The organism is Sunxiuqinia dokdonensis (genome assembly GCF_001270965.1).
Lineage (GTDB): Bacteria > Bacteroidota > Bacteroidia > Bacteroidales > Prolixibacteraceae > Sunxiuqinia > Sunxiuqinia dokdonensis.
On sequence record NZ_LGIA01000041.1, the window covers coordinates 20,696 to 32,318 of the forward strand.

The following is an 11,623-nucleotide window of genomic DNA, read 5'->3' on the forward strand; positions in this document are numbered from 1 at the left end:
CCGGGCTAGGTCCATCATCTCCGCCCGTGAAATTGCAAACCGCTCGCTGAACCGGCAGGCATTCCATTGCCGGAACAGCGCGAGATACAGGCTGATGTGGTAGGCTGTCAGCCGTCCATCGCCGGAAACCCGTTCAAAAAAAGCATTCAGATGGGTGATGTAATTCATCGGAATCGATCAAAAGAGGACAATTTTTTCTGCTGGTTTTCTTTCATCATCTTTTTGATGTCTTCGTAGTCATAAAACATCGAGCCGTGAATCTTGGTATAGGGCAAGGTTCCGTTTACGCGAAGGTTCTGAAGCGTACCAGGCGAGATACCCAGCAGTTCCCTCACTTCATAGGATTTGAGCCATTTTTTGGCTGGTTGCCCGTGGTGCTCCTTGAGCATTGTCTTTAACTCCTGCAGGAGCTCAATCTTAAATTCCCGCAAATCATCGGTGGTTACAATTTCTGTTGGCATAACATTTTAATTTTAAATGGTTCAATTTCATTAGTCGTTTCTCACGCTCGGCAAAGCTCAAACAAGTTTGGCTTTGCTCTCGCTCAATCGAAACGTTCAATTTTGAATAATCCCAAAATTGCAGCCTTTCAAGTAAAATTATACCCCACCTAAACCCACGTGGGTATTTATATGGTTAAGTATTTATTGGGTATCCCCCACTCTCTCTGGTTATTTAAGCCGGTGATTGATCCTTCGGCGCAATACGGCCACCAAGTGTGAAAGGTATTTGACAGGATCGGACCTTTTCTCCAACTCACTTTGGGTGTCGTAAATTCCCTTTTGCAGGCCGATATTAAACATCCATTCGAACCCTTGAACCAGGTCTTTGATTTTTGCTTTGCCATCGTTGACAGAACCAGCCAGGTAAATCGAATATATCAGCTCATATATTTCAATCTTGTCCCCCGTCCATCTCAGGGATGATTTGGGTAAGTTTCGTTCCGGGTGATCCAGTTTCTCCATTTCGTTCTTCATGTATTCAAGTAATAGCTCGTTGGCCATGATGTTGGAAAAGGTATGATCATGCCAGGTGAAGAAATCTTCGTCCATGAGCGAAAGGATGCCTTCCACTTCCAGCGGGATTGCTTCATGATTCCGTAAAAAGTACTTTTCATCCAGATGACTGTGATCGCATCGGTAGTATTGAACAATTCCACGGTTCTGTTTCATATACTTCAGAATCTTATTTTGCTCCCGCTGAAGATATTTTTTCTGTCTTCTGTTACCAAGCTCCAAACGCATGCTTTCCATTCCAAAGACCTTTTGGTAATAGATGAGCTTGCTGGAGACCGATGGTTTGATCTCCTTAAAAAAGCGGATTTCCGATTCCTGATCCGGGAAACCCCGGGCAAGAACCATCCGCCTCAAATTGACCAGGGCCAGCTTACATCTTCGGATGGCCAACCTGGCGGTGTTCAACACATGATCAGAAGTCATAGCTACTTACATCTTCGGATGGCCAACCTGGCGGTGTTCAACACATGATCAGAAGTCATAGCTAGTTGCTCCAAATCTTCTTCCAACTCGATGATAATGTGGGAATATTCTTCCATACTAAAAGAATGCTGAATGAATTTAAATACCGGAAATAAGAATCAAATCATTTCGATCTGACGGTCATGGCCTGTGTCAGCTCAAATGCCGTTTCTGAAATGATTTTGTAGAAGGGAGGACGTTCAGTCTGTAACTGAAATTAATTGAGATTGTATCGTTTCTGCGTAATTTTATCCTTTGGATTATTTGTTTGGCACTACCAGCAGAAAACTTGAGAATGACCCAATAGCTTTGCTATTAAAACAAAGGAATAGAAAAACAGAAAAGCAGTGGTACAGCTGCGAGTGACCTATCAATTTCAATAAAAAACACGTTGATTTATAGGACCTTACCTGTGATCACTCATCATATGATAACCTATAGACTTATATTTTTACAGGATTTCAACTACAAAGAATGGATATAAATTATTAAATTTACAGTCAATTTATTGGTGTTATGAACTTAGAAAGCAGGAAATTAAATCTTATTAACTGGATATCTTCTCTTCAGGAAGATGAAGTCCTGAGTAAGCTTGAAAAAATACAAGAACAAAAAGCTGACTGGTGGAATCAGATCAGCGAGGAGGATAAAACAGCTATAAATGAAGGGTTAGGTCAGCTTGATCAGGGCGAATTCTTAACCCGTGATCAGGTAAAAACTAAAATTAAAGAAAGATTTAATTTTTAAGGAATGTCCTATCCCGTTCGATACTCCACCCGTGCCTATACTGAATACGAAGAGATCCTTGAATATGTATTTGAAAATTTTGGTGCAAATGTAGCTGCCAAGATTGATCGTTATTTTGAGGAAATGATCGACCACATAGCAGTAAATCCCTACCTGTACCCCTATTCAAACAAGAAAAAGAATTTAAGACGCTGTGTCATTAGCTCGCAAACAACATTATATTACCGTTTTAATGGAGAATATGTTGAGCTGGCTAGCTTTAGGGGAAACCGGATGAATCCGGAAACACTTAGCCTATAACGCACCTCTCTTTCGAGCGAATTAATCTTTGACAGCCGTTTTTGACGAAGGCTCCACCTATTGTATAAACTTTCATTTCCCGGAGACTGTTTTACTCTAAGAATCTTAATCCGGAGGTCGTTATGTGTTATGATTTTAAAGCTCAACTCATCACCCAGCTAAAACGGGCCCGTCACCACCGGGACAAGGAAGCGGTGCGGATATTAACCGAACGATTACTCAAGCTCGGGGTGAAGGATCTGCACCATACCACGGGATTTGACCATCCTGCCGTATTGATTTACACCAAAGATCAACCTCATGACCCGGTTGTGGCCCGATGGGGATTTGTGCCGGAAAGCACGAAGGATAAAGACAAACAGCTGCAGGTATGGAACAAAACCCTAAATGCCCGTGGTGAGGACATGTTTGAAACCTGGTCGTATACGTATTCGGCGCGGGCAAAACGCTGCCTGATTTGTATTGATGGATTTTTTGAACACTATCATTTGAAAGGGAAAACTTACCCTTACTATATTCACCGGGCCGACGGCGAGCCCATGGCCCTTGGAGGCCTTTGGTCGGAATGGGAGGACAAAGAAACGGGTGAAAAACTAACCACCTTTTCGATTGTCACCGCCCGTGGCAACGACCTGCTTGCCCGGATTCACAATAATCCGAAGCTGGAAGGCCCCCGGATGCCGCTCATTCTTCCGGAAGATGCCATTGACACCTGGTTCACTGAAAATGTGGAATCGGAGGCAGAGAAAGAAAAGATCCTTGGCCTTGTGAAACCCTACACCGCAACAGAACTGAAAGCGCATACCGTGCGCAGGCTCCGTGGAAAAGAAGCCGTTGGAAATAACCCGATTTCAGATCAGGAATTTCGTTATCCGGAGCTGGATCCAACACCTGACCAGGGAACGTTATTTTAACCAATCAACTTGCATCCGGCTTCCTCATAAACTGGTGAACTCCCTTTTTTTCGATATGCCCGGAAGCCAACCCATTTTAAAACAGTGGTGAACTCAGGTAATTTTGTGTACTGCACCAGGCCGGAAGCTTACGTATAACAAAAGCGGTTGCTTTAATGGGATTGCCGTGGCTACAAGGTCAGAATTACAAATCCTGACCGGCCACCTTGATCAATATTGTTGCAAATCCTGAAGAGCGGGGGTTTTAATAGATAGTTTTTTTCACATTTTCAAGTTCTTCTATAAAAACATTCATATTAGAAGATGGATTATCCAGGAGACTTAGTTTTTTTGCTCGTTCACACGCTTTAGTACAATTTTCTGACAATCTAATTTCAAGTTGAGCATCAATAGCTCCTTTTTTGTAGGTATTTCTGTTCCTATTGCTCAATTCCCGAATACAATTAGCCGTTGTTATGTGTGCTGTCTGAGTTTTATAGTGAAGCAAGAACCACAATTCAATAGACGGATTTGATGCTATCAATATCGTAGATTTTATGGATTTAAGTTTTTCTAAAACTTGTATTACATCCGCATCATACATCAAAAAATCCTTGTCTTTGTCATGAGTGGGTTTGCCTTGCTTGCTATTTTTAATTATTCGTTGTGTTATTTTATTCCCGACTATTTTAGATACGATTTCAATCGGAATTCTATATTTTGAACGCAGTAAACAAACGTATGCTTCTTCTGTTTCCCCTTCGCAAAACACCCAAAAATGAGGGTTTATTTTTTTCCCTTTTGATGCATTTCTTTTACTGGCCATCGAACAATGATTTAATTTTTTCATTCGAATCATTCATGAAAGGAATTGCATCAAAACGACCTTGCAGATATGCCTTTTCTAAATCCATTGTGTCTCGAAAATCGCTGTAATCGTAAAGCGAATACAAATCAGTTGATCCATCTTGATTTTTATTTGCGAAAAAGATTTGGTCCTTTCTTACATTCTTCAAATTCAAAAAGCGGGTATTGTGGGTTGTGCATAATAATTGAGCACGGATGCCTGTTCTAAATATATTAAATAGATATTCGATTATTTTTGGATGCAAACTATCTTCTATTTCATCAATTAAAAGAACCTTATTGTGTTTTACTACATCTAGAATTGTAAGCATTATGAAAAATAACTTAATAGTTCCTTGCGATTCTTCTGTAAGGAAATCAAAAGCTGTTGATGGGGAAGCTTTGTGAAACGTTCTTATTTGTAAATAATCTTGAACAACATCTTCAACAGTTAATGTCATGGTTTGTGCATCGGCTTTATAATGCTTACCGGCTTTTTTTAATACTTTAATTTTCACATCAATAATATCACTGTCTGCAATTTTGATAGCCTCAATTAGTTGTTTTCTGTTTTGGTTCGAAAGCGTTTCAATAGCTGAAGCTCCAAATCCCACATAATCCAATATAAACTGACTATGAAAATAATTAAAAATTTCTTTTCCAATCTCTCTATCCATTTGACTGGCACGAGAAATATATAGAGTTTTTTCAGAAGTGTTTTCAGCCACATCCATTGGACGTTTTATCTGGTCTCCAAAACTGTATTTCTCTTTTTTTGCTTTTCCCAAACGCTCATCGCGGGTAAAAATTTCTTTTATTCTGCCTTTGGGATAGAAATATAAACTTTCAGAAATGATTTTTTGTTGTGTTAAAGAATACGAATATTCATATTCTATGCCTTTACTTACAAATCGAATAAAATAAGTACTGGGTTTACCACTATAACCATTAAACTTAAAGGGTTGAAAATTATAAATCGTATTTTCATTGTGTTGGTGAGATTCAAATACTAAAGCATTACAAAACCGAATAGCTTTTATAATATTACTTTTACCAGAGGCATTTGCACCATAAATAGCTATCGTCTTCAAAATGGGGGTTTTATTAAAATCAAACAAATTATTGCTGAGTGCTCTGGCATTTGCTGATTTTATATTCGCAGCTCTAAAATCAAGAACTATTTCATCCTTAATAGAGAAAAAATTACCAATCCTAATTTCTAACACCATTTTAACATTCGTATTTGTAATTATTTTACAAATATAGATAATAAAATGATTAAAATACATAGAACTCCCTTTTTTAATCTTCATTTCATAATACACCTCACAATCAACTATTTAACATCACCTGTCATTCTTTGCCTTGTTTCGTTAAGGGGATCCTGACAGCCCTCTCAATAACTACTGCTGACCAATGTACAAACTGTGAGCAGACCGCAAGCACCCTCTGCATCAACCCGCATCCCTAAAAATTCTGGAATTACCAAGACTGGAATGCCTTCCACAACGTCAACGCAAATTCCCCAAAAAACCAAGGGTTGATCCTTCGTCGATCTACCGCTCATCTATACTCACGCCTCCATGGGGGGGCCAGGTCATTGGCAGGTTTCTTTTGGAACCCCAGGAAACCAACCCATTTTAAAACATTGGTGAACTCATGCAATTTTGTAACCTGCACCAGGCCGGAAGCTTACGTATAACAAAGGCGGTTGCTTTAATGGGATTGCCGTGGCTACAAGGTCAGAATTACAAATCCTGACCGGCCACCTTGATCAATGTTGGTACAAATCCAGAAAAACAGATTATCCACATAGCCTGCGTTTCCTTTTGGTGACTACCAAATCACCAGTTAAGAGATTTATTTTAGCAATTTTCGGCTTTCAACATCCTGGAGTATGCCCATTTGTTGGATGGCTATTTGATTTAGTTTGATTAACCGCTCTTTCTGAGGAACTTTTTCATTAATAAATCCAGCATTCAGGTTTTCCATGTTTGACCGGCAAATCAACTCATTGATTGAAGCGTAATCCCTAATATTTCCTTTCAAGTCCGTATTTTTCTCACGCCATTGCTTTGCAGTCATACCAAACAGGGCGACATTCAAAACATCCGCTTCGTTGGCGTAGATTATTGAAGTTTGGGCCGGTGAAAGTTCCTGTGGTATAAGATTCTGCTTGATGGCATCGGTATGGATATGGTAATTCAACTTTGCCAGTTCACGTTTTGCTGTCCAGCCAAGTTGCTTTTGTTCTTCCTCCTTAAGCCGTTGAAACTCATTGATCAAATATAACTTGAAGGGGACACTGATTGCTGAACCAAATTCGAATGCAATATCTTTATGGGCATAAGTACCGCCATATTTGCCTTTTTTAACGATTATCCCAACAGCATTTGTTTTTTCAATCCATTCAGAAACACTTAAAACAAAACTTGGCAAACCAGCTTGCGTTTTAAAGTGGTCAAATTCGACCACTTTAAAACAAGGATTATTGATTTGCTCCCATGTACCTAAAAACTCCAACGTGTATCTGTTTCTTAACCAATTTTTTATTACATCGGCGGCACGACTTGCACTTCCTTTCGCATTTGCCATATCGGTAAGTGAAATGTAGTCCTGCTCAGCCACTGAGATAATGGTAATCTCTTAGTCTTTTACATTGATTTTTGCTATAACCAGTTCTATTTTGTCCTGTATAATTTAGTATCACAGAGCCTGACAGCCCTCTCAATATTTATTGCCCATAAATGTACAAGTTTAACAAAGATCGAAAGGCATCGCCATCCCCCCAAATCTCTCAAAGTTCTCCGAACATTTTGGAGAAACTATGAAAGTGGATACAGCAGTTTTACAGGAGACAAGACTGGGTTTGCCGGATGCTTACATTAGTTGCAATTGCCTGAACCGATCCATTCAAATTCTTCTTTTATCATAACTGTTGCTCCCGTAACTGGGAACTCAATTAACCCCTGATTTATATTTTTACCAGCTCCCTTAATCTGGATTGCAATACAGAACGGAAAGCGAGGGATGACCGATTGCAGAATAGCGATCCTTTTCTCTTTCGACATATTCAAAGGTGCAGGGAATCCGACACCCGAAATTTTATAACAATCAATAAATTAGGGGTCGATAAAGGCGAGTCCAACTCCGACCGCACCAATCGGAAGGACACTCAACCCGCCTACTGCTATCGAAACTCCAATGACCCACTGCACTCCCTTACCCCCGTCAAAGCTAAACAAGCGATTCATAAAACTTTGTTTATCTTCGACAATTGCATCTACTTTCTGAGGAAGCTGCAGTGATACAATATAGTCACCAAGAGCGACAAAGCTCTTCTTCGTAGATTCAATAATAACCGCACCATTTTTCTTTGACCAGGAAAGTGCCTTGGTAAAGTACTCCCGAATAAAATTCCGTCTGGGGCTTAGGGCAATCTCATAATCACTGTCTCCAAAGCTCCCGGCAATTGCTTCCTCAACTGAGGGCTCGATAGCCTCATCCGCAATAATTAAAAGGCGATCAAGGCTCTGTAACTCCCGGAAAATTCCACGAAGGTTTGAGATGATTTCATCCGCAGGTAGTGATTCCTGATCGGCATGATCTTCCAAAACTATGCGACTGAGGAAGCGGATATGCTCATCGCTACCTTGAGCCGCAAAATCCAACAATCTCATCAAATTATCGGGAATGGCGAATCGAAAAGATGAATTGAACCGGAAAGCGCCAGATGCTATATAATAAAGCGAAGATGGACCGGGGATAATCCAGTCTGGTTCATGTGTGCCAATCCTAATATCCAAGTCTCGTTTCATTGGTTTGAATTTTTATCTTACTATTTGATTCTCCCACTGGCTGGGCTTGCTCTCTAAGGCATTCAGAGCAAATTTTATGTATTGTCGTGGCAAACTGCCAGCTTCCCCGTTTCCGCTTCGCTAAACCGAGGGGGAGCAGGCGCTGAATAACCCTGAACCCGTATAAGATGGAATCCCTCGAATTTACTTTTTAGCAGCAGCCAGCATATCCAGCAGCAGTTTAACTGCCTTGGGCCCGGCACAAAGTGCGAGGTCTTTCAACGCGTCAGCCCACTGAAGCCCCCACATCAGCGAATCGCCCATTTGATCTTTCTGATCCCATAATTCCGCGATCCGACGGCGGTATTTCTCATAACAGGGCGGATGGGTGGTTGTTCCGCCGGTGGGACCGTCTTCCGGTATGGCCGTTCCCCCGGGGCCAGTTGTCGTTCCACCACCCGGAACACCTTCACCCATGGTGCTGTTCTTTTGAGCCAATGCCTTGATGAGCTCAGCGGTATTGCCGATCATGTCATTGATGGTCGATAACGCGGAAAGGGACTGTTCCGAGCCGAGCGAATTGCTGAGCCGGTTTCGCATGACGTTCGATTGTTCCATCAAGTCGGCGGTGGCATTAAAAATACGTACCTCAGCCTGCACCATTTGGGCTTCACTCTGCCGACGGCTTAGGTTGGCGTTCAGAAATGCACGATCGAAAGCATTTCCGTCAATCAGTTCTTTTAGTACCAACTCGAGTGCATCTTCCATGAGCTTAGCATCAAAATATTCGGCATAGGCATCTACCAGCTGGATGTCGTACCTGCTTTTCCACTGGCTGATCTGTTCTTTGGTAAACGGGGTGTCGTCCGGGTTTCTTTTCGTTGCCATAAGCATTCCATGTTTAAGTTAACAATCCGGTTGAACTACAAAATACTACTTTCATGTCTTTTTATACAATATACGACATATTGATCCGAAAATCAATCGCATAGAACGCTTATTCTTCCCCATTCCTGAAATGTCAAGCCTTAAAAGAATCATATGACAGCCGACAACCAATGCCAGGGCACATTCCGGATATCAGAAAACATGGGCACCTTTCTGCGAATCCTCCTTGTCCCTTCTCCGGAAATCCTAAGTATCTTTTGAAAAAAAGTACTTCAACTTGTCAGAAAAAGTATTTCATCTAAACAGGAAAAGTACTTTATCTTTTCCCGAAAAGAAGCTTAACTTTTTCGAAAGGCTCGGTTTCCCTTTTAAATGACCGAACCTCCCCGCTTCCATTTATTGTGGCACAATTACACCGAAATATCCAGCTGGCATAACTTCGAGCGTTTTATCTTGCGTCATTCCGGTGCAGGCCGGAATCTGCCAGAAGGTAGCCAAGCCTGCAGACGTGTGTAGCAAAATCTGGGCACGTCTGCGGCTAAACCTGCGTAGGTCTCCAGCCAAATCTGCACATGTGCGCAATGAAATTTTCACACACTGTAAGCAGTGCTTCGATACGTGTGCAGTTTTACCTCAATACGTGTGAAAATATACGCGCGTGCTTATGGAGATTTACTTCTGTACGTGTGTAATATATGCCGGCACGCATACCGGATGGCCAGATTTCTTTCGGAAAACCCAGCAAGCCAACCCATTTTTAACGTAGTGTGAATTCATGCTGTTTTGTGTGCTATGCCAGGGCGGATGCTTACAGCATCCTTTAACGATTGTTGTTGCAAACGGCTGCCACCTCGCCCCTCGTCACCGCTTCGCCATGACAAGGGGTAGACCGGGTGGTATCATAAATCGCTTTCCAATTCAGTATTGATATTGATTTTCCAATCGGGGTCAGTTATTCCTTTATTCCTGACATTCTTCAATAGTTGAACCGTTTGTATTTTTTTTTCTTTTAATGCTCGCTTTACGGCAACAGCCAATTTCTCATTTCCTATCTCCTTATCGATAAGATAACCCAATCGCTGGATAGAGCTTGTTACAGAATAGTTTCGTGCCACCCTTGTTAAATCTGACGGCTTCATTTCTTCTATCAGTTCTTCCAGTATTGTGAAAGCCCGGTTTATACCAAGATTTCCGTAAGTCAGCAAATCAAGCGCAGTCAATTCAGGTGATGAAACATTGATATATCCTGCATCTGTTTTCATTTGGATAATATCATTTTCTGACCAGTCCTGCTTGACATAGAAATTTACGGTCAACTTTTGATTCCTTATATCCCTTAGTGCCGGCTTTTCAGTAATCACATAGTATTCCATTGGCTGTTGGTGACCAGCACCAAACAAAGCAGCTGCAGAGAATAGTCCCACGTAATATTTTTTCTCAAGTGTAAGCATCAGATCGTCGATAAACAAATTCGGGGGTATCATGCCCTGTCTGGAATATTCAGGTGTAATAATTGCAAAAAAGCCACGACGAATCGGAGCAATTTTATTTTTATTCTTTAACCGAAAAAGTGCCTGATTCAACGCATTGCCAGAAAGGCCCAGTTGTTGCTTTACTTCATCCAAACCAAAAGAATATCTCCCTTTTGCCCGAATATCACTAACAAGATTCTCTAATGTTAAAAACTGAGTCTCCATTTATAATCTATTTGCGTTAAACTACTATTTTCGTAATAGATCGCAAATTAAATCATTACATTGAAATTTCAAAGGATTTACCCGCCTATCTATCTTACTATGTTATAATTTGAACCTGCGAAAGCCAAACCATTTCTTCTTCCAAACGAACATCAATTTTAGTTTGTCCGTCTTCGGTCTGATTGATAATGTAGTATTTCTGAATTTGCCATATGATATATGTGTTCCACACTTCTCAGCTTATCTTTCTGAACTTTCCGGTATAAGTTTTTAAACTTCTCAGCAGATATTCTACACTGGCTCCATATGACCAGCGAACCTCCTCTGCCATTTACTGTGGCACAATGACACCGAAATACCAGGCTGCCACAACTTCGATCGTTTTATCTTGCGTCATTCCGGCGCAGGCCGGTAGCTGTTGGCTGGTATCACCATTTCCAGAATATCAGACTTTATCATAGCCAAATAATGAGCTGTTAACCATTAGCATAGTGAGGCGCTCACCATTCGAGTGAGGAGACCTTCTTTACTAGGATGAGGAGACTCTCCTCATTAGGCTTTCGATCACTTCCTCATTAGGCTTTCGACCGGCTCCATATGACCGGCGAAGCTCCACTGCCATTTGTTGCACCACAATGGCACCGAAATACCAAGCTGGCATCGCGGGCCGGATTATGGTGATTGCAAATTCCTTGTTAATACGGACCGGATGACATATCCGGTCCAGCCGCAAAGCGCCTGTTTTAGTGCATATCCCAATGAGCCGGTGGTATCTAAAGTTATCTGCTTTTTTGTTAAACATTTATTTGCACTGGGATTTCTATTTCGTTCTCTATCCTAATTTGTTCGTAGATAGGTATATCTTCGTTCAAGACTTCCAGAGAAACGGTCAATGCGTAAGTGGATATGCAACAGAAAGCTGAACGGATAGTTAAGTATCATGCAGCTAATTTTTGATTGTTATTAATTAATTCAAA

The 11,623-nt window shown here is 41.2% G+C and carries 11 protein-coding genes; 3 read left to right on the forward strand and 8 right to left on the reverse strand.

What is annotated here, in order from left to right; genetic code table 11:
- Positions 1-164: 164 nt before the first annotated feature.
- Together NC99_RS04450 and NC99_RS04455 are read right to left on the reverse strand one after the other, a co-directional pair.
- Positions 165-461 carry a helix-turn-helix domain-containing protein gene (locus tag NC99_RS04450; protein ID WP_053180280.1) on the reverse strand — a complete coding sequence of 99 codons (297 nt, stop codon included), beginning with the start codon at positions 459-461 and terminating at the stop codon, positions 165-167.
- A 210-nt stretch (positions 462-671) separates the two neighbouring features.
- A complete protein-coding gene (locus tag NC99_RS04455) occupies positions 672-1,439 on the reverse strand; it encodes an RteC domain-containing protein (RefSeq protein ID WP_082326309.1) in 768 nt (255 codons plus the stop codon).
- A gap of 555 nt (positions 1,440-1,994) precedes the next feature.
- Between NC99_RS04455 and NC99_RS04460 the strand changes: the two genes are divergently transcribed.
- The 3 genes from NC99_RS04460 to NC99_RS04470 all read left to right on the forward strand — a co-directional run bounded on the left by NC99_RS04460 (position 1,995) and on the right by NC99_RS04470 (position 3,439).
- On the forward strand, positions 1,995-2,225 hold the full coding sequence (locus tag NC99_RS04460) for a hypothetical protein (protein WP_053180287.1): 231 nt from the start codon (positions 1,995-1,997) through the stop codon (positions 2,223-2,225).
- 3 nt (positions 2,226-2,228) lie between these two features.
- Positions 2,229-2,525 carry a type II toxin-antitoxin system RelE/ParE family toxin gene (locus NC99_RS04465; RefSeq protein WP_053180289.1) on the forward strand — a complete coding sequence of 99 codons (297 nt, stop codon included), beginning with the start codon at positions 2,229-2,231 and terminating at the stop codon, positions 2,523-2,525.
- Positions 2,526-2,647: 122 nt separating this feature from the next.
- Entirely contained in the window at positions 2,648-3,439 is a 792-nt protein-coding gene (locus NC99_RS04470) for an SOS response-associated peptidase (protein WP_053180291.1), read from the forward strand.
- A 244-nt stretch (positions 3,440-3,683) separates the two neighbouring features.
- Here NC99_RS04470 and NC99_RS04475 read toward each other — a convergent pair whose 3' ends face one another.
- The 6 genes from NC99_RS04475 to NC99_RS04505 form a co-directional block, all read right to left on the reverse strand.
- Positions 3,684-4,244, reverse strand: coding sequence for an RloB family protein (locus tag NC99_RS04475; RefSeq protein WP_053180293.1), 561 nt, complete (start codon positions 4,242-4,244; stop codon positions 3,684-3,686).
- Positions 4,234-5,553 carry an AAA family ATPase gene (locus NC99_RS04480; protein ID WP_204374894.1) on the reverse strand — a complete coding sequence of 440 codons (1,320 nt, stop codon included), beginning with the start codon at positions 5,551-5,553 and terminating at the stop codon, positions 4,234-4,236. The genes NC99_RS04475 and NC99_RS04480 overlap by 11 nt, the downstream gene beginning before the upstream one ends.
- A 571-nt stretch (positions 5,554-6,124) precedes the next feature.
- Positions 6,125-6,892, reverse strand: coding sequence for a KilA-N domain-containing protein (locus NC99_RS04485; RefSeq protein ID WP_239684406.1), 768 nt, complete (start codon positions 6,890-6,892; stop codon positions 6,125-6,127).
- A 494-nt stretch (positions 6,893-7,386) separates the two neighbouring features.
- Positions 7,387-8,082: a hypothetical protein gene (locus tag NC99_RS04495; protein WP_157624448.1), complete on the reverse strand. Its 696-nt coding sequence runs from the start codon at positions 8,080-8,082 to the stop codon at positions 7,387-7,389.
- 183 nt (positions 8,083-8,265) lie between these two features.
- A complete protein-coding gene (locus NC99_RS04500) occupies positions 8,266-8,949 on the reverse strand; it encodes a hypothetical protein (RefSeq protein WP_157624450.1) in 684 nt (227 codons plus the stop codon).
- An 899-nt stretch (positions 8,950-9,848) separates the two neighbouring features.
- Positions 9,849-10,646, reverse strand: a complete 798-nt coding sequence (locus NC99_RS04505) for a type IV toxin-antitoxin system AbiEi family antitoxin domain-containing protein (protein ID WP_053180298.1) — start codon at positions 10,644-10,646, stop codon at positions 9,849-9,851.
- Positions 10,647-11,623: the final 977 nt, after the last annotated feature.